This is a genomic window from Sphingomonas sp. GW821-FHT12D09 (genome assembly GCF_058807215.1).
In genome coordinates, this window is record NZ_JBXAQL010000005.1 from 237,899 (window position 1) to 258,000 (window position 20,102).

Sequence of the window (20,102 nt, forward strand, 5' to 3'; positions counted from 1 at the left end):
AAAAGGCCGGGGCGGTATGCTCCGGCCTTTTCGTATCCGGCGACCCATCCGTCTGCGGTGCCGGAGTCTTGCAATGTAGGATTTCGCCTGCTCGGCTCGCACAGCCGGCCCCCTTGGCCGGCCGCTCTTTGATGCCGTTGGGAAAATAGGATCAGGCGTTCGCAGGAAAGTTGCGAGATGCGGAGCGCTACCGGGAATTATGTCAACCTAAGCCGCGCCAAAGATACGCTCTCGGCGTGTACTCGTGAACTTTGGCGAGTCGCGCTCAGGGCTGATGTTGGAACGCGCAAGCGGGCGACAAAAAAGGGAGGGCTGTTCGGCCCTCCCTCTCGAAAAGCCCCTCCCGCGCGAGCAGGAGGGTTTTTTCGTACCCGCTTACTTCGACGTCGGCATCTGGATCGACGGGCCGAGGCGGCTGACCACCTCGTGCGCGTCGAAGGCGCGGACATTGTCGCTAGGCTTGGGGCCCTTGCCCATCACCACTTCGGCCATCGCCTCATATTGCGTGACGGTGCGATAATCCCAGTCGCGGTCGCGCCAGAAGGGGTCGTCGTAGAACGGATCCCAGCTGCGCCAGCCGCCGAAGCGCGGGCGATAATAGCGCCAGGACGGGCTCCAATAGCCCCAGGGGCCGCCGCCCCAGCCTGCGCCGCCCCAGGCACCGGGCGTGCGGACGACATCGGTCTTCTTCTCGGTATCGCGGTCCGCCAAGACGAAATAGTCGAAGCCCTGCTGCAGCGTCAGCTCGGCAGCACGGTAAAGCAGGTAACGCTCGACCGTCTCGCGCGCGGTAAGGCTGTTACCGGCGAAGCTGACGCGGAAGCGGTTGCCTTCGATCTGGGTATCCGAATAGCCGGCACGGGCAGTGCCGTTGCCGACGGCCGGCTGGTAGGGCGTTGCAGTCATACAGGCGGACAGCGAGACGCTGCCGGCCAAGACGAGAGCAAGCGCTGCGAACCGGGGGCGCTTGAGGGTTCTCAACATGGTTCCTCCGAACTTAAGGTACTGGGCACTGGATGACGGAACGAACGCGCGCCGGCAGCGATGTGTCCGGGCAAAGCGTGGCATAAGCGCGATTGACTGAGGCTGAACGAGGCTGAACAATTGCCGGCAAGTTACGCCAGCCGCTCGGGAACCTCCATGGCTTCGGCTGTCAGCGTATCGCGCGGCGCCATCGCCTCCCAAGGGAAGACGAACCAATCTTTGTCGAGCGAGCGATCGATCTTGCGCGAGCGATAATCTACCTCCTGCGAGGAGCGGACATTGTCGATTAGTACGGCGAAGCGAATGCGGGCGGCGATCGCTCCCTCGGCAGCAAGCGCGCCACGGATCTCGCCGATCGTCTTGCCGCTGTCGTTGATGTCCTCGACGAAGAGCAGCCGGTCGCCGTCGCGCGTGCGCCGGGCAAGCACCGCTACCAACTCCTCGCCGAACTGGGCGATCTTGGTGGAATAGTCGATCGATACCAGCGGCAGGCCCATGCGGTGGGAGAGGAACACCGCGGGGGTGAGCCCACCGCGGCCTACGCCGACCAACAGGGTGGGGGTCCAGGGTTCCGCCGCTTCGGCAATGGTGTGGATGCCCGCCACCATCTCCTCATGGGTGAAATGAGTGAATACGATGCTCAAGAATGGGCCTCCGCATAGGCGTCGATCCGGGCGAGGTGGCCGGCGACTTCGTCGTCCGAAAGGAACGAGCCCAGGAAACTGTTCCGCGCCAGCGTGACCAGATCGCGCCGGCTGAGGGTGCGGCCCTGGGCGATCGCGCGGTAATTGTCGGCGACATAGCCGCCGAAATAGGCCGGATCGTCCGAATTCACCGTGGCGCGAAGGCCGAGCTCGAGCATCCGATCGATCGGATGCACGTCCACCGAGGCCACGTTGCACAGCTTCACGTTGGAAAGCGGGCATACGGTGAGCGTCATCGAGGAGCGGGCGAGGCGGGCGACCAGCGCCGGATCCTCGAGGCTGCGATTGCCATGGTCGAGCCGATCGACCTGGAGCAGGTCGAGCGCTTCCACGACATATTCGGGCGGGCCTTCCTCGCCGGCATGCGCGACGCGCTTGAGGCCCATCGCGGCTGCTGCGGCGAAGACGCGCTCGAACTTGGCGGGCGGATGGCCGACTTCGGAGGAATCGAGGCCGACTCCGGCGATCCGGGCGATCCAAGGCTGAGCCTGGGTGAGCGTCTTGAAGGCGTCTTCCTCGTCCAGGTGGCGCAGGAAGCAGAGGATCAGCTTCGAGGTGATGCCGAGCCGTTCCTCGGCCTCTGCCATGCCGGCGAGCAGGCCATTGGCGACCACGCCGAACGGAATGCCGCGATGCGTGTGGGTCTGCGGATCGAAGAATATCTCGGCATGGGCCACACCATCCTGCGCCACGCGCTCGAAATAGGCGAGGGCGAGGTCGCGGAAATCCTCCTCGGTGCGCAGCACGTCGGCGCCGGCATAGTAGATGTCGAGAAAGTCCTGCAGGTTCGAGAACTCATAGGCCGCCCGAACTTCCTCCACCGAGGCGAAGGGGATGGCGACGCCGTTGCGTTGCGCGAAGGCGAACATCTGTTCGGGCTCGAGGCTGCCCTCGATATGGAGGTGCAGTTCGGCCTTGGGCAGGCCGGTGATGAAAGTGTCCAGGTCGGTCATCGCCGGAACATCGCAGGCGCGCGGGGGAGTCGCAAGGGGAGCGGTGCGGGCGATCGTGCGTTGACCCGCCATGCCGTCGAGCGTGATCCGTGCCTGGACCTATGACGAAGCCGCCCACCGGCTCGACATCATCTTCGTGAGCGGGCGGCACTACAGCTATCACCAGGTGCCGCCGCGTATCGCGCAGGGGATGCGGCAGGCGATCTCGAAAGGAAGCTATTTCAACCGCCGCATCCGCGACCATTTCGCCTTCACAGAGGCCAGGCAGGCGGCGCATTGAATCCGCTGGCTTCCATCGGTGAAGGCGTGGCGGCAGCGGATGCCGGTGCGAAGCCCGGATCATCATGGGCCGAGCGTCGCCATGCGCTGGGCGAGATGCCGAATTCGGACGTGAACCAGCGCGTGAACGCCGCGGGCGAGGTATAGCCGAGCATCTCGCCGATCGAGGCCAGCGAATGCACGCTGTTCAGCAGGTGGCGGACCACAAGCTCGCGGCGGACATTGTTCAGCACCGCGCTGAAGCCGGTCCCCTCCGCCTCCAGCCTGCGCTGGAGCGTGCGGGATGCGCTGCCGAGATGCCGGGCGACATTATCGATCGAGCCATGACCGGAGGGGAGCAGCACATAGAGCGCCCGGCGCGTGCGATCGACCTGGCTGAGCAGTGGGGCCGAGGGCAGCAGCGTCTCGAAATAGCTGTTGGCATAGGCCGCAAGGTTCGAGCGGTAGCTGGGGTTGCGCGACTGCAGCGTCGTGCGGCTATAGGCGACGCCGTTCAGGTCGCTGCCGAATACCACCGGGCAGCCGAGCACGCGGTGATGCACTTCGAGCGAGCGTGGCGCGGCATGCATGAAATGCACGCATTCGGGCTTCCAGACATCGCCGGCGACCTCGGTGAAGGCGCGTGAGAGGATCGCGCCTACCGCCTCATGCGCCTGGCGCGGGACGAAATCGATATTGCTGACGATCTGGGTGCGCACCAGCCCCATGTCGGCATGCATTTCGAGCGTGAAGGTCAGCAGGTCGCTGAGCAGGTGCTGGTAGCGTATCAGCGTTCGGATCGCGTCTTCCAGCGTCTCCTGCTGCTGAAGGACGAGGCTGACGGGACCCATCGCGGAAAGGTCGCGGCGCTCGGCGATCAGCATCGCGAATTGCGGGCAGTTCGCTTCCATCGCCGAACGTTCGAGGATCGAAGCGATTGCGCCGCGAGGAAGCCGCTCCTCCGGATTCCGCAACTGCGATGGATTAACACCTGTGTCAGCAAGAATACGATAAGGATCAAGGCCGACTTCAAGGGCAACCGACACGTAGTTCATCAATATCGCTGCACGTCCCGAGGTCATGCAGGTCCCTCCCCATGCCCGGAGTGCATCCGGGACATTCCATTTCTTATGCAGCCTGACGCCAACTGCCAAGTAGATGGCGTGAATTGCAAAGCAGTTTCATGCCTTCACTCCTATGGGACCCTTGCGACACCGGTTTCCATGGGCAGGAAAATCGGGGGCACGGAGAAATTGAATGGGGTTCGAAAGCGTATCGGCTGCCAGGCGTAGCGAACAGGGGGGTGGGCAGCCGCTGTCGGACCCGCGCGAGTCGGCTGCATTGCCGGCATGTGATTCGCCACTGGGCGAGAACTGCGCCCCCAGCGATCCAGCGGCCCGCGCGCGTCTTACGGCGATGAGTGCCATGGCGGCGGCGATGGCGCACGAACTCAGCCAGCCGCTTACGGCGGCGAGCAACTATATGCAGGGCTGCGCCGCAGTGCTGCGCCAGCGAATCCATGGGCTCGAGCAGCTGCTCGGCTTCATCGAGGATGCCGCCGCGCAGACCGCCAGGGCCTCTGACATCGTGCTGCGCATGCGCGCCTTTGTGAAGACTGGCCGGATCGAGGCGCACCCGGAATATCTGGGGGAGATGCTCGACGCCGTGACCGCCCGCCTGTCGTGCCTTGGCAATGTCGAGGTGATCCGCGACCTCGCGCCGGGGTCGACTTGTGTGCTGGGCGATCGCATCCAGGTCGAGATGGTGCTCTCCAACCTGCTGCTCAACGCCGCGCAGGCGATGTGGGGCAGCGATGTGCGCCGGATCACGATCTCCAGCTGGAGCGAAGGCGAGCAGGTCCGCATCCGGGTGGCGGACACCGGTCCAGGCGTGCCGGCCGAGCTTCGCGCGCATCTGTTCGAGCCGATGGTGAGCACCAAGGTGGACGGCACCGGGCTCGGCTTGGCGATCTCGCAGACGATAGTCGATGCCCATGACGGAACGCTGACCATCGAGCCCTCCGGACCCGGCGAAGGCGCCGTGTTCGTCCTTACGCTGCCGCGCGGAGAGTCGCGCGTCTGAACCTTCCCCCTGAGAGGTCCGCTCCCCCCGGACCCCTCGAGCCCCGCCCGACCCCCCTCGGGCGGGGCTCTCCGTTGAAAATTCTCGAAGGTCGTGCACAGGGGGCATCGCGCTGAATCGTGAAATTCGCGGATAAAGTGCAGTGATTTCAGAAGGTTGTGGTGGCTCCCTGAGTAGGATTCGAACCTACGGCCGCTCGATTAACAGTCGAGAGCTCTACCGCTGAGCTATCAGGGATCACCATCTTTCCGCCGGGCTGAGCCGCGGCGGAGGCGGCCCTATAGCAGCGGTTTTTCCGGGATGGCAAGGGGTCAGGCGACGAATTGTTCCATCGTTATCCGGTCGTCCAGCGCATGCTCCGGATCGAAGAGCAAGGTGAGGTCGCGGTGATGGTCGATCTCGATCTCCACGCGGGCGACATCGCGCACCTCGCGCTGGTCCGCAACGGCGCTCACTGGCCGCTTGTCGGCTTCGAGCACGCGAATCGCGATGCGCGCCTTGTCGGGAAGAATCGCGCCGCGCCAGCGCCGCGGCCGGAACGGGCTGATCGGGGTCATTGCCAGCATCGCCGAGCCCAGCGGCAGGATCGGACCCTGGACCGAGAGATTATAGGCAGTCGATCCCGCCGGCGTCGCGATCAGCATGCCGTCGCAGACCAGCTCGGGCAGCACGATGCGATCGTTGACGGTAACTTCGAGCTTGGCGGTCTGGCGGGTCTCGCGCAGGAACGAGACTTCGTTGATCGCGGGCAGCTCGTAGCGCTCGCCCATCGCATTGACTGCGTTCATCTTGAGCGGGCTCACCTTGAACGGCTTGGCGCGAGCCAGGCGCTCGTCGAGCCCCTCGCGCCGCCAGTCGTTCATCAGGAAGCCGATCGTGCCCAGGTTCATGCCGAACACGGGCAGGTTGCGGCGATTCTCCAGCAGCATGTGGAGCGTCTGGAGCATGTGGCCGTCACCGCCCAATGCAATGATGACCTCCGCCTGCTCCACGGGCACCCAGTCATAGGTCTCGCGCAACTCGTCGGCGGCGAGTTGGGCGGGCTCGGTGGGCGAAGCGACAAGCGCGCGCAACTGGCTCATCCGCCGGTGACGCTCATGTGGCGGCGGGTGGCCGGGGCAGCGCCGGCGGCGATGCGGAAGTCGTGGCGTGCGGGCTTTGTCGCCAGCGCGCCGTCGATCGCCTGGTCGAGGCCGGCGAGACCATCGCCGCGCAGTGCGGCCTTCAGGTCCACGCCCTCGTCATGGCCGAGGCACATATAGAGCTTTCCATCGGTGGCGAGGCGGACGCGGTTGCAGCCGTCGCAGAAATTGGCGCTGAGCGGCGTGATAAGGCCCAGGCGGGTAGCGGTACCGGCAACGCGCCAATAGCGCGCTGGGCCGCCGGTGCGGTGCGTGTCGGGAACCAAGTCGAAGCGCTCCCTGAGATCGGCGAGCACGCCGGTGAGCGGCACGAAGCGATCGGCGCGGTCTTCCTCCACCTCGCCCAGCGGCATCGTCTCGATCAGGGTGAGATCCATTGCTTTTTCGGCTGCCCAGGCGAGCATCGGGGCGATCTCGGTTTCGTTGAGGCCCTTCAGCGCGACCATGTTGAGCTTCACTGCCAGCCCGGCGGCGCGTGCGGCTTCGATTCCGGCTAGCACTTTCGCCACGTCGCCATGCCGGGTGATGTGGCGGAAAATGTCCGGATCGCGGCTGTCGATGCTGACATTGACCCGGCGCACGCCGGCATCGCGCAGCGCGGCGGCATGCTCGGCCAGGCGGGTGCCGTTGGTGGTGAGCGTGATCTCGTCCAGGCCCTCCCCGAGATGCCGGGAAATACGGCGGACCAGGTCCATCGTGTCGCTGCGCACCAGCGGCTCGCCACCGGTGAGGCGGATCTTGCGGACCCCACGCGCCACGAAGCGATCGGCGACCAGCGCCAGCTCGTCGAGGCTCAGCAACTCGCTGCGCGGGAGGAAACGCATATGCTCGGACATGCAATAGCGGCAGCGCAGGTCACAGCGATCCGTCACCGATATCCGCAGATAGTGGATCGTACGGCCATGGGCGTCGATCAGGGCGGGCGCGGCTGCCATGGGGGAGGGGTTACGCATGATGATAGCGGTCGGCAAGCGTTCGCGTTATCGAGGGCGGAATGTCTGAAGATTTCACAATCATCGAAGGCACCAACGCAGCCCACGCAGATGCGGCACCGGTGTTCGTCCTAAGCTTTCGCCAGCGCGATGAAGTCGCCGCTGCGGCAGCCGGGGGAGGCTGGCGTGTGGTGGCGGCGCGGCGATCGGACGCGCTCGAGCGGCGCTTCCTGGCGAGCGGGGCCGCAGTTGCGGTGATCGATGCGCGCGGCGCGCTTTCGGAGGGGCTGGACGCCGCCAAGGTGCTCGGCCCGACGATCGAGGGGCATGGCGCGGCGATGCTGATCCTCGTCTCGCAGAGTGATACGGTGCACATGCGCTATTTCTTCGATGCGGGCGCGACGCACTTCCTGTCGAGCCCGATGTCCTCTGCCGCGATGGCGCACGCGATCCGCTTCGCCCAGCGTCATGTCGAGCGGCTCTCCGGATGGAACGGGCAGGAGAAGGGGCCCCCGGAGCCGCTGGGCTGGCGCTTCGATCCGTCGATGCGCTCGTTGCAGCTCACGCCTGCGCTGGCCGGGCTGCTCGGCCTGCCCGAGGCGCCGGGCACGCGAACCTTCTTCGCCAAGCTCGATCCGGCGGACCGCAGCCTGGCGCGGAGCGCACTGCGCCGGCTGGGTGCCGAGAAGCCGTCCACTGCCTTTGCCCACGACCTGCCGGGCGTGGGGCGCGTGGTGCAGCACCTCCAATATGACGCACAGACCAGCCGGCTGCATGCGCTGGTCGAGGCGCTGGGCGTGGCGCCCGACGCCAATGCCGCGGTGCGCGATGCGCTCACCGGCGCGCGTGACGGGCCGAGTGCGCGGCGCTGGATCGACCGACGGATCGCCGAGGGCGGGCATGTCGGCATCGTCCTCATCGGACTGACGCGATTCGAGACGGTGAACACTGCCTATGGCCGCACCGTGGGCGACGAACTGCTGCGCAGCGTCTCGCGCCGGGTGGGTGAAGTGGCGCGTGAAACGCTGGGCAAGGGTGCGATCGTCGCGCGGATCGGCGGGTCGGAATTCCTGGTCGCCACCGACGATGCAGATGCGGCGAGGATCGGCACCGCGGCGGCGCGGCTGGAAGACGCCTTGGCGCGGCCTTTCGTGGCGGGCGGCGATATCGCCCCGCTTGGCGCGCGGCTGGTGACGAGCGCGAGCCAGGCGGGCGACACCGCAGCGGTGCTGCTCCGCCGGGCGAGCGAAGCACTGCTTGGCGACGTGCCGCTCGAGAAGGGCGCGCCGCCGGTCGATGTGCTGGTCGACAGCCTGCACCGTGCGCTGGAACGCAGCGAGATCGGCGTGCTGTTCCAGCCCCAGGTCTCGATCGCGACCGGGCAGATCGTGGGGGTGGAGGCGCTGGCGCGCTGGAATCACCCGGAATTCGGCGAGCTGGGTGCCGAGACGCTGTTCGCGGCGGCCGAGCGGGCCGGGCTCGATGCGACGCTTTCCGACCATGTCCAGCGCCGCGCGCTGGCGGCGGCGTCGAACTGGCCGATGTCCCTCGCCAAGCTGCGGCTGTCGATCAACGTCACTGCCGCCGATGTGGCCCGGCCGGGGTTCGTCGACGCGCTGCTCGGACGGATCGATTCGAGCAACTTCCCGCGCAACCGGCTGACGGTGGAGCTCACCGAGAGCGGCATCATGTCCGACCTGGGCGAAGCGGCGCGGGTGCTTACCATGCTGCGCGCCGCCGGCTGCCGCGTCGCGATCGACGATTTCGGCACGGGCTATTCGAGCCTCGCCTATCTCAAGGCGTTGCCGCTCGATTATCTGAAGATCGACAAGAAGCTTTCGCAGGATATCACCGGATCGCACCGCGACCGGGTAGTGGTGCGCGGGGTGATCGACATGGCGCGATCGCTGGGGCTGGCGGTGGTGGCCGAGGGGGTGGAGACCGCCGATCAGCTAGACCTGCTCGCCAAGGAAGGCTGCCAGTATTTCCAGGGTTTCCTCTGCTCCGCGCCGGTCGATGTGCCTGCGCTCGCCCATATGGTGAGCCGCGTATGAGCGACCCTCGCGAGATGAGCGGCGTCTGGTACGGGCGCTATGCCAGCAGTGTCGATCCGCAGGAAAGCGGCTTCATCGCCGTGCTCGAAGAGATGGGCGGGGTGTTCTCCGGCAGCATCAGCGAGCCGGACGGACGGGGTGGGGTACGCCGGGCCACGGTTGCCGGGCGGCGTAGCGGCGGTCTGATCGAGTTCGTGAAGCAGTATCGCGGCCGCTGGAACCATGCGGTGTTCTACGAAGGCAGCGTCGATGACCGGGGCACTGCGGCGAGCGGCAACTGGAGAGTCGATTGGCTGCACGGCGGCTTCGACATGCAGCGCGAGAAATTCTCTGCCGAGGAACTGGAGGAAGAGGTCGAGGAGCGGCTCGAGCTTTAGGGCCTCCGTCATCCCCGCGAAGGCGGGTATCCAGAGCCAAATGTGGAACGCGCGCGGCAAGCGCGAGTGGCTCCGGCCGCTGTCCGCCTGATTGCTTCGCTGTACCGAATTGCCATGGATTCCCGCCTTCGCGGGGATGACGGGAAGGGGGCCTAAGCCGTATCGGCGCCCTTGCCGTCGGTGACGCGGCCGAGCGTGACGCCGGCATAGCGCGCCAGGCTGCCGAGCATCGCGGAGGCGCCGGGATCGATCGGGCCCGCCGAGCTCCAATAGGCACCCATCGCCATGCTGGGCCCCATCAGCCCGATCGGATACATCGCCATGCTGCGCACGAAGGTGGGCCGATAGGCGTCCACCGGCACCCGCGGGTCCGCATAGATGTCCGGGATGTGGATCGGGCGCGCCTCGACGATCGCCAGGCCCGAGATGCAGTTCTCGATCGGGAAGTCTTCACCGGCCCAGAGCGGATGGAGCGCGTCTTCGGCGATATAGGCGACGCGCTCGCCCTGGCGGCGGATCACGGTGATGCCATCGGCGCCGGAGATGGCGCGCGCGCACTGGCGCAGGATATCGACGAGTTCGTCGATCGATCCCGCGCGCGACAGGCGCGCCATAGCCTCCGTCAACAGCCGGCGCTGTTCGAAGGGGTCCGGCTGAGCCAAGCGTCGCTCCTCGCGCGCGGACCCGTCGCGGGTCTCGCCAATTTCATCAACATCCGTCACGGCTAAATACGCAGCCTTATTCTTATTATTTCAACGCGAAACGTCGCCAGATCGGGTCGGTTCTGAACAAAGGAGCCTTGCGACGACTCAGGCCCGTCCGTGCCAATGAAGCATTGCGGACAGGATCATCGCGCCGACCGGCAACATTTCACCGGATATCCTGAGCCGGGTTGCATTTCTTGCAACTACGCAAAAATACCGGTGTCACTGGCGCCGCATTCCCTAACGGGCCGCGCGAGTGGAGGTCGCCGAGCAACAGCGTATAGCCCCGACGTACCGGCGCGGCGAGGTGGGACGAAAGAGGATCGGGCACTTCTGGCATTCTCCCTGGGGATCCGCTCCATTCTAGGAGAGAGTCGCCAGGGGTCGTGCGGCGCTCGCGATTTTACGGCAGCGCTATTGGGCCGCGTCAATCATCCGGCGGCCTTGGCAAGCCCGCGCGAGATCTGCAGCGCGGCGTTCAGGCGGGCCTGGGGCGTTGCCCAGGCGCGGGCGACGACCAGCTTCATGTCGGGCCGCAGCTTCGCAGTGCCTTCCAGCTTGTCGACATAGGCGAGCAGCCCTTCGACATTGGGGAACTTGTCGTCGTGGAACGTGATCAGCGCGCCCTTGGGGCCGACATCGAGCTTGGCGATGCAGGCGGTCTTGGCGTTGAGCTTGGCCTCGATCAGGGTGATCAGGTTCTCGGTCGCCTCCGGCAGCTTGCCGAAGCGGTCGATCAGCTCGGCGGCGAACGCCTCGATCCCGCCGCGGTCCTCGACATCGTTGAGGCGGCGGTACAGACCCATGCGGAGATCAAGGTCGGGGACATAGTCCTCGGGGATCATGATCGGCGCGTCGACGGTGATCTGCGGGCTCAGGTCGCGCGGACGCTCGTCGCGCAGGCCGCCGGCCCTGGCGTCCATGATCGCCTCTTCCAGCATCGCCTGGTAGAGTTCGTAGCCGACTTCCTTGATATGGCCGGACTGCTCGTCGCCGAGCAGATTGCCCGCGCCGCGGATGTCGAGATCGTGGCTGGCGAGCTGGAAGCCGGCGCCCAGGCTCTCCAGGTCGGACAGCACCTTGAGCCGCTTCTCCGCCGCATCGGTCATCAGCCGCTCGGGCGGCGTGGTGAGATAGGCATAGGCGCGCGTCTTGGCGCGCCCGACACGGCCGCGCAGCTGGTAGAGCTGAGCGAGGCCGAACTTGTCGGCGCGGTTGATGATGAGGGTGTTGGCCGAGGGGATGTCGATGCCGCTCTCGATGATCGTGGTCGAGACGAGCAGGTCGTACTTGCGGTCGTAGAAGGCGGACATCCGCTCCTCGACCTCGGTCGGCGTCATCTGGCCGTGGGCGACTACATAGGAGATCTCCGGCACGTCGTTGCGCAGGAACTCCTCGATATCGGGCAGGTCCGAGATGCGCGGGGTGACGAAATAGGCCTGGCCGCCGCGATAATGCTCCCGGAGGAGCGCCTCGCGCAGCACGACCGGGTCCCAGGGCATGACATAGGTGCGCACCGCCAGGCGATCGACCGGCGGGGTCTGGATCACGCTCAGTTCGCGCAGGCCCGACATCGCCATCTGCAGCGTGCGCGGGATCGGCGTGGCGGTGAGGGTGAGGACGTGGACGTCCGCCTTCATCGCCTTCAAGCGCTCCTTGTGAGTGACGCCGAAGCGCTGCTCCTCGTCGACGATGACCAGGCCGAGCCGCTTGAACTCGACGCCCTTGGCAAGGACCGCGTGTGTGCCCACGACGATGTCGATCGTGCCGTCCGCGGCGCCGTCCTTGGTCGCCTTGGTCTCGGCGGTGCCGACCAGGCGCGAGAGGCGGCCGACCTTGATCGGGAAGCCCTCGAAACGCTGGGTGAAGTTGTTGAAATGCTGGCGGGCGAGCAGGGTGGTCGGGCAAACCACCACGACCTGCATGCCGGCCATCGCGGCGACGAAGGCGGCACGCAGCGCCACCTCGGTCTTGCCGAAGCCGACATCGCCGACGATCAGCCGGTCCATCGGACGGCCGGCGGCGAGGTCCTCAAGCACTTCGCCGATGGCGCGATCCTGGTCGTCGGTCTCTTCGTACGGGAAGCGGTCGACAAAGGCCGGATAGCCGCCGGCATCGGGCTCGGCGACTTCGGCGGGGCGGGTGGCACGCTTGGCCGCGGTGGCGATGAGCTCGCCCGCGATCTCGCGGATCCGCTCCTTCATCTTCGACTTGCGCCGCTGCCACGCCTCGCCGCCCAGCCGGTCGAGCGTCGCGCCCTCTTCGCCCGCGCCGTAGCGGCTCAGGACCTCGAGATTCTCCACCGGGACGTAGAGCTTGTCGCCGCCGGCATAGCTGAGCGCCACGCAGTCGTGCGGCGCCTTCTGCACCGGGATCTGGGTCAGCCCCTCATAGCGGCCGATGCCGTGGTCGACGTGCACGACCAGGTCGCCCGGCGAAAGCGTCGCCAGCTCGTTGAGGAAGGCGTCGGTCGACTTGCGGCGCTTGGCGCGGCGGATCAGGCGGTCGCCGAGCATGTCCTGCTCGGTCAGCACCGCGACGTCGGGCGCGGAGAAGCCATGGTCGAGCGGCAGCACGATCATCGCGACGGCGCTGTCGGCGATGCCCATCGCCTCGTGCCAGCTCTCGGCCTTGCGCGCGGTCTTCAGGCCGTGATCGGCGAGCAGCCCGGTCAGGCGCTCGCGGGCGCCGTTCGAATAGCTGGCGAGGATCGGCTTCTTGCCTGACTTCCGCAGCTTGGCGATGTGCGCGACCACCGCCTCATAGACATTGGTGTTCGCGGCACGCTCGGGCGCGAAGTCGCGCGGGCCATCGACGTTGAAGTCGAGGACGGTGGCGCTTTCGGGCTCGTGGAAGGGTGTCGAGGTATGCGCCGGCCAATCGGCAAGGCGCTGGGCCCATTCGCTGGCAGTCAGATAGAGCGCATCGGCGGCGAGCGGGCGATAGCTGCCCGGATCGCCCGACTGGGCGCGGACGCGGTTCGACTGATAGTCGGCGATCGCCTCGAACCGCGCTTCGGCGGCGCCGGCATCGCCCGTGTCGCGGATCAGGATCGCGTCGTCCGGGAGATGTTCGAACAGGGTTTCGAGGCGATCCTCGAACAGCGGCAGCCAATGCTCCATGCCGGCGAGGCGGCGGCCGTCACTGATAGCCTGGTAGAGCGGATCGCCGGTGGCGGTGGCGCCGAACTTTTCCCGGTAGCGGGTGCGGAATCGCTTGACCGAGTCCTCGTCGAGCAGCGCTTCGGAAGCGGGAAGGAGCGTGAAGCCGTCGATGCGACCGGTAGTGCGCTGGTCGGCGGGATCGAAGGTGCGGACGCTCTCGATCTCGTCGCCGAAGAAATCGAGACGCAAAGCCTGTTCGGCACCGCTGGGGAAGAGATCGACCAGGCCGCCGCGCACTGCGAACTCGCCGGAGTCGTTCACCGTGTCGACGCGGACATAGCCGTTCGCCTGGAGCAGTACCGCAAGCTTGTCGAGGCCGATGCGCTCGCCGGGGGCGAGGCGGGCGACGAGCTGGCGGATGCGGAATGGCGTGAGCGTGCGCTGGGTGACGGCATTGACCGTGGTGACGATCAGGCGCGGCTTGTTCGATCCTGCCTGGAGTGCGTGCAGCGTAGCGAGCCGCTCGGCCATGACGCGAAGCGTGGGGCTGGCGCGGTCATAGGGAAGGCAGTCCCAGGCGGGGAAGTTGAGGATCTCGAGCTCGGGCGCGAAATAAGGGGCGGTGCCGGCCACCGCGCGCATCGCCGCCTCATCGGGGGCGACGAACACCGTCATCCGCCCGGTGCGCGCCAGATCGGCCAGCATCCAGGGGAGAAAGCCGGCGGGTGCGCCCGACAAAGTGAGGGGCTTTTGCGCGGAGAGGATCGTCTTGAGGTCGGGCATCGGTCTCTTGGTTCGTCATCCAGGCGGAAGCCGGGATCTCGTGCCGCGGGCGCGCGGCTTGTCGCCTGAGACCCCGGCTTTCGCCGGGGTGACGGCTATTCGGAAATCGGTACGTAATTCAGGGTCTTCAACGCAGTCATCACGGTCCCGGCATAGCGCTCCGGCACAAGAGCGGTTCCCATTGCCCAGGCCATGATGTCGACGTCCTGCTCCTCGAGCAGTTCTTCGAACAGGTCCATCTCGGCGTCGTTCCAGCCGGCGCCATGCTGGTCGAAGAAACCGCCGATCAGCAGATCGGCTTCCTTCACGCCGCGGTGCCAGGCGCGGAAGTGAAGGCGCTTGAGACGGATTTCGCGGTCCATGCAGGTCCTCAACGGCAAATGGCCGGCAGCGCGGAAATGCGCGGTCGGCGGAGGGAATATCCGTCCGCAAATAGGTCGGTGGGGCCGGGAAAGCCAGTCCACAACTTAATCGCCCGGTATTGCCCGAACCACCGGCGATTTTCCTATGATGGGAGACAGTCTGCGTAGAGGTCGTCCAAATATGCGTTTCGTGATGCTGAAATCGATCAATGGCGACCCGCTGCTGGTGAACATCGCCGCGGTCCGCACCGTCGCGACGATCAACATGGCGGGCGACGATGTCGGCGTCCTGTCGTTCGACGCCGCGCACGAAGTGGTGGTCGGCTCGACCGTGGCCGAAGTGATCACGGCCATCGAAGCCGCCGGCTTCGCCTGATCCTGCGCGCGCCCCCTAGCGGCGCGCCGGAGCAGGAGCTACCTCGGGGCAAATGCGCCCCGACGTACTCAACCCACTTTTCGCCGAAGTCACCGCGCTCAAGGGCATTGGTGCGGGCCTTGCCAAGCCGCTCGAACGGCTGGGACTGGCGCGCGTCGTCGACGTCGCCTTCCATTTGCCCACCGGCTTTATCGACCGGATTCCGCGCGCCGAGCTGATGGCATCGGACGCGGGGCGGATCATCGCGATCGAGCTCACCGCCATGAGCTATCGCTTCGGCAACAGCCCGCGTTCCCCCGCCCGAGTGCAGGCGGTGGACACGCACGGCAACTTCGTCTCCCTGGTCTTCTTCGGCGGCAATTCGGGCTGGGCGAAGAAGCTGCTCCCGCTGAATGAGAAGCGTTGGGTCTCGGGCAGGCTCGACCAATATGGCCAGGAGCTGCAGATCGTGCACCCCGAAGTCGTCGTGCCCGAAGAGGCCGACGATGGCGGGCGCGAGGCGATCTATCCCTGTTCCGAAGGCATCACCTCCAAGCGGATCGCGGCGATGGCCGCCCAAGCGCTCGAACGCGCGCCCGAGTTGCCCGAATGGATCGAGCCCAGCCTGAAGGACCGCCATCAATGGCCCGACTGGAAGGAAGCGCTCACCCGCATCCATGCCGACCCGTCCGACGCCAAGGCGCGCGAACGGCTCGCCTATGACGAGGTGTTCGCCAACCAGCTCGCGCTGATGCTGGTGCGCGGCGAGGCGCGGGCCAAGCGTGGGCGCTCGCTGCAAGGGGATGGGCGCCTGCGCGACAAGCTCCAGTTGCCCTATACCCCGACTGGGGCGCAGAGCCGGACGATCGGCGAGATCGAAGGCGACATGGCGCAGAGCCAGCCGATGCTTCGCCTGCTCCAGGGCGATGTCGGCGCCGGAAAGACTTTGGTGGCGACAATGGCGCTGCTGATCGCCGCCGAAGCGGGGGCGCAGGGCGCGATGCTGGCGCCGACCGAGATCCTGGCGCGCCAGCATTACGAGAATCTGTCGCGGATGCTCGCCGGGCTCGACGTGCGCATCGCGATCCTCACCGGGCGCGACAAGGGCAAGGCCCGCGAGGCGACTTTGATGGGGCTCGCGGCGGGTGAGATCGACATCCTGGTCGGCACCCACGCGATCTTCCAGCAGGGCGTGACCTATCGCGATCTGGGTCTGGTGGTAGTGGACGAGCAGCACCGTTTCGGCGTGGCCGAGCGGCTGATGCTCCAGGCCAAGGCGCAGGTGCCGCCGCACCTGCTGGTGATGACCGCGACGCCGATCCCGCGCACGCTCCAGCTGGCCAGCCATGGCGAGATGGATGTGAGCCGGCTGGACGAGATGCCGCCGGGCCGCCAGCCGATCCAGACCACGGTGATCTCCGAGGAGAAGCTCGACCAGGTGGTCGAGGGGCTGGGCCGTCACATCGCCGCGGGCAAGCAGGCCTATTGGGTGTGCCCACTGGTCGAGGAAAGCGAGAAGACCGATCTCGCCGCCGCCGAGCATCGCGCGGCGGTGCTGAAGGCGCGGTTCGGCGACAAGGTCGGGCTGGTCCATGGCCGGATGAAGGGGCCGGAGAAGGACGCGGTGATGGCGCGTTTCTCCAGCGGCGAGCTTGGCGTGCTGGTGGCGACGACGGTGATCGAAGTCGGCGTCGACGTGCCCAATGCCACGCTGATCGTGATCGAGGCGGCGGATCGGTTCGGGCTGGCGCAGTTGCACCAGCTGCGCGGGCGCGTCGGGCGGGGCGGGGGGCAGTCGCACTGCATCCTGCTGCGCGGCGACAAGCTCAGCGAGACCTCGCGCGCCCGGCTGGCGCTGATGCGCGATACCACCGACGGCTTCCTGATCGCCGAGCGCGACCTGGAGCTGCGCGGGGCAGGCGAGCTGCTCGGCACCCGGCAATCGGGCGAGCAGACCTTCCGGCTGGCGACGCCCGAGAGCCTGGCGTCGCTGATCGCCGCGGCGAACGCCGATGCGCGGCTACTGGAGGACCAGGATCGAGGGCTGCGGACCTCGCGGGGGGAAGCGGCGCGGGTGGCGCTATATCTGTTCGAGCGGGATGCGGCGGTTAGTTTGCTGCGGGCGGGGTAGGCGTTGGTAGCGCACAAGGGGTAGCGATTTTGGGGGATGGAATGCGTCGGAGTTATCTTTTGGCAGCCGCCGGGGCGGTTGGTGCGCTTGGAACCGCGTCCGCACTTGCGGCGGCGGGCGACCTGCCGGACGTCGTGGGACAGATGGGGTTGAAGCCGGGCAGTTGGCATACGACCGTGCGGGTCGTTGACGTTAACGTCACGCCCGTCGCCGGAAAGGCGCTTCCTGCGGACGCAGAAGCCAGGTTCAGGAGCAAGATTGGGCAGCAGTTTGAGACAGATGATTGCATCCGATTAACGCGTGCTCCGAATGAAGATCTGAAATTGCCCGGGATATCGATCGGTTCCGCTTGCGCTGTGGACGAGGTGGTGGCGGACAGGCAGAATCTCAGGCTGCACGCGCGCTGCGGTGACTACGCCGTCATGGACGTCAAGGCCACGCATACGGATAGCTCTATGTTGGCTGAGGTCGAGACGCTGGCATCCCCGACTGGAGTGCCGTTTACGGTCAACATCACCTTGGCCACGAAGAGCAGCCATGTGGGAGAATGTCGCTAAGGTGGGTAGGCGGGAAGCGTTACCTCGCCTTCACCATCGTCGAGATCAGCTCGTAATAGCTTGCCAGGTCGATCGCGCGTTCGAACTGGCAGCCGATGCGGCCGCCGAGCGACCAGCGAACTTCCGCGACCACCGTGCCGGCATGCGGCAGCGCGACGCGGATGCGGTCGCCCACTTCGAAGGGATCGTCACAGCGTGCCATCAGGCCATGTGCGGAGATGTTGACGATGATGAAGTTGAGCTGCTTCGCGTCCGGGCCGAATGCGCGCGCGCGGTAGTGGACGTCTTCGCGCCCCTCCTGCCGGGAATCCGAATAAGCCAGGTTCGATCCAAAACTCACGCATGCCTCACAAACGCTTGAGGTACGTCTGCGGTGATAACGCTACCGTGTGAATCCCGTTGCAACGAAGCTGCTTAACACCTGCTTATCAGGCGATCCGGAATGTTACGCAGAAGTGAGCAATCCGTGTTTCTTCTTGCCGAAGCTGAGCTTGACCGGCGCGGCGCTGGAGACGGCGATGTCGAGCGCGGGATCGCTCACCACCACGTCATCCACTCGGATCGCGCCCTCGGCGACCTTGCGGCGGGCCTCGCCCTTGGAGGGGCAGAGGCCGAGTGCGACCAGCGCATCGGCAACGGTGATGCTGCCGCCCTCGACCGTGAAGCTCGGCAGCGAGCCGCCGGCAGAGCCTTCCTCGAAGACCTTGCGCGCCGTCTCCGCCGCTTCCTCGGCGGCGGCGCGACCGCGGCACATCGCGGTGGCCTCAACTGCGAGGATCTTCTTGGCTTCGTTGATCTCGGCGCCTTCGAGCTTCTCGAGACGGGCGATCTCGTCGAGCGGGAGGTCGGTGAACAGGCGCAGGAAGCGGCCGACGTCCCGGTCGTCGGTGTTGCGCCAGAACTGCCAGTAATCGAAGTGCGGGAGCTGGTCGGCATTGAGCCACACCGCGCCCGACATGGTCTTGCCCATCTTGCCGCCGTCCGCCGTGGTGATCAGCGGGGTGGTGACGCCATAGACTTCAGTGCCGTCGACGCGGCGCGACAGCTCGATGCCGTTGACGATGTTGCCCCACTGGTCCGATCCGCCCATCTGCAGGCGGCAGGCGCTGCGGCGCGACAGCTCCAGGAAGTCATAGGCCTGGAGGATCATGTAGTTGAATTCGAGGAAGGACAGCGACTGCTCGCGGTCGAGGCGGAGCTTGACCGAATCGAAGCTCAGCATCCGGTTGACGGAGAAATGCTGGCCGTAATCGCGCAGGAACGGCAGGTATTCGAGCGCATCGAGCCACTCGGCATTGTCGACCATCACGGCGTCGGTCGGGCCGTCGCCGAAGGTCAGGAAATTTTCGAACACGGTCTTGATCGAGGCGATGTTGCTGGCGATCGTCTCCTCGGTCATCAGCTTGCGCGCCTCGTCCTTGAACGAGGGATCGCCGACCTTGCCGGTGCCGCCGCCCATCAGCACGATCGGCTTGTGGCCGGCCTGCTGCATGCGGCGCAGGAGCATGATCTGGACGAGGCTGCCGACGTGCAGCGACGGCGCGGTCGGATCGAAGCCGATATAGCCGGGGACGATCTGCTTACCGGCGAGGGCATCGAGGCCTGCCGGGTCGGTGACCTGGTGGATATAGCCGCGCGAGGAGAGCAGGCGGAGCAGATCGGACTTGAATTCGGTCATGATGCGGGCCGCATAGCCGAGGAGAGGGCGCGCGTCATCCCCAAGGCATGACGTCGAAGACCCGGGCGTTTACCGGCTGTTTGGGTTGATGCGCGAGAATGCGCGTGATGACGCTCTCCCTGTTCCTCGCCGAGCTGCGCCAGTCCTTGACCGGCTGGGTGTTCGTGCTCGCAGTGTTGACCGTGTTCGAGCTGTTCAACCGGCGTGGGCAGGAGTCGCTCGGCACCCGCATGTATGGCGCGCTGTTCTGGCTGATCTCGATACCGCTCTGGGCGCTTTCCGCGCAGATGCTCTACGCCGCCTGGGGCGCGCTCGGCGTGCGGCCGCTGCTCATGCTGCGGGTGCCGGAAGGCGGCGGCTGGGCGGCGATCGGCATCGGCGTGGGCGCGGCGCTGGTCGGCGCAGTGGGGCATGACTTCTTCTTCTACTGGTGCCACCGCGCGCAGCACCGCTTCCTGTGGCGCTGGCACAAGGTCCATCATTCGGTGCGCCATTTGAACGCCGTGAACTCCTACCACCACATCAGCGAGCCGCTGCTCGAGATGCTGCTGATCCAGGCGCCGCTGACGCTGCTGATCGGCAATGTCGGGCCGGCGCTGCCCTTCGTCGCGCTGACCCTGTGGCTGCACGTCGTGTGGATCCATTCGCCGACCCGCGCGACGCTGGGGCCGCTGCGCGCGGTGCTGGTCGACAATCGCTTCCACCGTATCCACCACTCGCTGGAGGAGCGGCATTTCGACAGGAATTTCGGGGCGTTCACCACGGTGTGGGACAGGCTGTTCGGCACCTGCCACATGCCGGAGAAAGACGAATGGCCGGATGTCGGCCTGGAAGGCGTGCCGCAGCTCGCCGGAGTGGGGGACTGGTTCGCGGCGCCGTGGCACGAGGAGGAGGCGCCGCCTGCCGATTCAGCGCCGAGCCGCGACCCGCTGACCGCCTGAA

19 protein-coding genes and 1 tRNA gene are annotated in these 20,102 nt (G+C 66.4%); 8 read left to right on the forward strand and 12 right to left on the reverse strand.

Going from position 1 to position 20,102, the window contains the following annotated elements; genetic code table 11:
* Positions 1–375: 375 nt before the first annotated feature.
* The 3 genes from AC1RPL_RS20920 to AC1RPL_RS20930 all read right to left on the reverse strand — a co-directional run bounded on the left by AC1RPL_RS20920 (position 376) and on the right by AC1RPL_RS20930 (position 2,641).
* Positions 376–984, reverse strand: coding sequence for a CC0125/CC1285 family lipoprotein (locus tag AC1RPL_RS20920; protein ID WP_493072195.1), 609 nt, complete (start codon positions 982–984; stop codon positions 376–378).
* Positions 985–1,115: 131 nt separating this feature from the next.
* Positions 1,116–1,628: a phosphoribosyltransferase gene (locus AC1RPL_RS20925; RefSeq protein WP_493072197.1), complete on the reverse strand. Its 513-nt coding sequence runs from the start codon at positions 1,626–1,628 to the stop codon at positions 1,116–1,118.
* Entirely contained in the window at positions 1,625–2,641 is a 1,017-nt protein-coding gene (locus tag AC1RPL_RS20930; RefSeq protein ID WP_493072199.1) for an adenosine deaminase, read from the reverse strand. The genes AC1RPL_RS20925 and AC1RPL_RS20930 overlap by 4 nt, the downstream gene beginning before the upstream one ends.
* Before the next feature lie 82 nt (positions 2,642–2,723).
* Here AC1RPL_RS20930 and AC1RPL_RS20935 point away from each other — a divergent pair, with 82 nt between their 5' ends.
* Complete coding sequence (locus tag AC1RPL_RS20935) at positions 2,724–2,921, forward strand: KTSC domain-containing protein (RefSeq protein ID WP_493072201.1); 198 nt, start codon at positions 2,724–2,726, stop codon at positions 2,919–2,921.
* Here AC1RPL_RS20935 and AC1RPL_RS20940 read toward each other — a convergent pair.
* Positions 2,893–3,981, reverse strand: a complete 1,089-nt coding sequence (locus tag AC1RPL_RS20940) for an AraC family transcriptional regulator (RefSeq protein ID WP_493072202.1) — start codon at positions 3,979–3,981, stop codon at positions 2,893–2,895. The genes AC1RPL_RS20935 and AC1RPL_RS20940 overlap by 29 nt on opposite strands.
* A 355-nt stretch (positions 3,982–4,336) precedes the next feature.
* On the opposite strand from AC1RPL_RS20940, the gene AC1RPL_RS20945 reads away from it, so the two are divergent.
* Entirely contained in the window at positions 4,337–4,981 is a 645-nt protein-coding gene (locus AC1RPL_RS20945) for a sensor histidine kinase (protein ID WP_493072203.1), read from the forward strand.
* A gap of 162 nt (positions 4,982–5,143) precedes the next feature.
* Here the strand turns inward: AC1RPL_RS20945 and AC1RPL_RS20950 are convergent.
* The 3 genes from AC1RPL_RS20950 to moaA all read right to left on the reverse strand — a co-directional run bounded on the left by AC1RPL_RS20950 (position 5,144) and on the right by moaA (position 7,058).
* Positions 5,144–5,218, reverse strand: a tRNA-Asn gene (locus AC1RPL_RS20950).
* Between the two features lie 74 nt (positions 5,219–5,292).
* A complete protein-coding gene (locus tag AC1RPL_RS20955) occupies positions 5,293–6,063 on the reverse strand; it encodes an NAD kinase (RefSeq protein WP_493072205.1) in 771 nt (256 codons plus the stop codon).
* On the reverse strand, positions 6,060–7,058 hold the full coding sequence (moaA, locus tag AC1RPL_RS20960; protein ID WP_493072207.1) for a GTP 3',8-cyclase MoaA: 999 nt from the start codon (positions 7,056–7,058) through the stop codon (positions 6,060–6,062). The genes AC1RPL_RS20955 and moaA overlap by 4 nt, the downstream gene beginning before the upstream one ends.
* A gap of 59 nt (positions 7,059–7,117) precedes the next feature.
* Here moaA and AC1RPL_RS20965 point away from each other — a divergent pair, with 59 nt between their 5' ends.
* Positions 7,118–9,109 carry a putative bifunctional diguanylate cyclase/phosphodiesterase gene (locus AC1RPL_RS20965; protein WP_493072209.1) on the forward strand — a complete coding sequence of 664 codons (1,992 nt, stop codon included), beginning with the start codon at positions 7,118–7,120 and terminating at the stop codon, positions 9,107–9,109.
* Positions 9,106–9,486 carry a hypothetical protein gene (locus AC1RPL_RS20970; RefSeq protein ID WP_493072211.1) on the forward strand — a complete coding sequence of 127 codons (381 nt, stop codon included), beginning with the start codon at positions 9,106–9,108 and terminating at the stop codon, positions 9,484–9,486. The genes AC1RPL_RS20965 and AC1RPL_RS20970 overlap by 4 nt, the downstream gene beginning before the upstream one ends.
* 152 nt (positions 9,487–9,638) lie before the next feature.
* Here the strand turns inward: AC1RPL_RS20970 and AC1RPL_RS20975 are convergent, their stop codons facing one another.
* From AC1RPL_RS20975 to AC1RPL_RS20985, 3 genes are all read right to left on the reverse strand, one after another.
* Positions 9,639–10,148 (reverse strand): GAF domain-containing protein, encoded by a 510-nt coding sequence (locus AC1RPL_RS20975; protein ID WP_493072212.1) that lies wholly within the window; start codon positions 10,146–10,148, stop codon positions 9,639–9,641.
* Positions 10,149–10,621: 473 nt separating this feature from the next.
* Complete coding sequence (mfd, locus tag AC1RPL_RS20980) at positions 10,622–14,077, reverse strand: transcription-repair coupling factor (protein WP_493072214.1); 3,456 nt, start codon at positions 14,075–14,077, stop codon at positions 10,622–10,624.
* Positions 14,078–14,172: 95 nt separating this feature from the next.
* Positions 14,173–14,439 carry an FAD assembly factor SdhE gene (locus AC1RPL_RS20985; protein ID WP_493072216.1) on the reverse strand — a complete coding sequence of 89 codons (267 nt, stop codon included), beginning with the start codon at positions 14,437–14,439 and terminating at the stop codon, positions 14,173–14,175.
* 181 nt (positions 14,440–14,620) lie between these two features.
* On the opposite strand from AC1RPL_RS20985, the gene AC1RPL_RS20990 reads away from it, so the two are divergent.
* Genes AC1RPL_RS20990 through AC1RPL_RS21000 form a run of 3 tightly spaced genes read left to right on the forward strand, consistent with a single transcriptional unit; the run spans position 14,621 to position 17,482 of the window.
* On the forward strand, positions 14,621–14,815 hold the full coding sequence (locus AC1RPL_RS20990) for a hypothetical protein (RefSeq protein WP_493072217.1): 195 nt from the start codon (positions 14,621–14,623) through the stop codon (positions 14,813–14,815).
* 52 nt (positions 14,816–14,867) lie between these two features.
* Positions 14,868–16,925, forward strand: coding sequence for an ATP-dependent DNA helicase RecG (gene recG / locus AC1RPL_RS20995; protein ID WP_493072219.1), 2,058 nt, complete (start codon positions 14,868–14,870; stop codon positions 16,923–16,925).
* 59 nt (positions 16,926–16,984) lie between these two features.
* On the forward strand, positions 16,985–17,482 hold the full coding sequence (locus AC1RPL_RS21000; RefSeq protein WP_493072221.1) for a DUF3617 family protein: 498 nt from the start codon (positions 16,985–16,987) through the stop codon (positions 17,480–17,482).
* 19 nt (positions 17,483–17,501) lie between these two features.
* On the opposite strand, the gene AC1RPL_RS21005 is transcribed toward AC1RPL_RS21000, so the two are convergent.
* Together AC1RPL_RS21005 and tyrS are read right to left on the reverse strand one after the other, a co-directional pair.
* Entirely contained in the window at positions 17,502–17,822 is a 321-nt protein-coding gene (locus AC1RPL_RS21005; RefSeq protein WP_493072223.1) for a PilZ domain-containing protein, read from the reverse strand.
* A gap of 105 nt (positions 17,823–17,927) precedes the next feature.
* Positions 17,928–19,160, reverse strand: coding sequence for a tyrosine--tRNA ligase (gene tyrS, locus AC1RPL_RS21010; protein ID WP_493072225.1), 1,233 nt, complete (start codon positions 19,158–19,160; stop codon positions 17,928–17,930).
* Between the two features lie 107 nt (positions 19,161–19,267).
* On the opposite strand from tyrS, the gene AC1RPL_RS21015 reads away from it, so the two are divergent.
* Positions 19,268–20,101, forward strand: a complete 834-nt coding sequence (locus AC1RPL_RS21015) for a sterol desaturase family protein (protein WP_493072227.1) — start codon at positions 19,268–19,270, stop codon at positions 20,099–20,101.
* Position 20,102 lies beyond the last annotated feature (1 nt).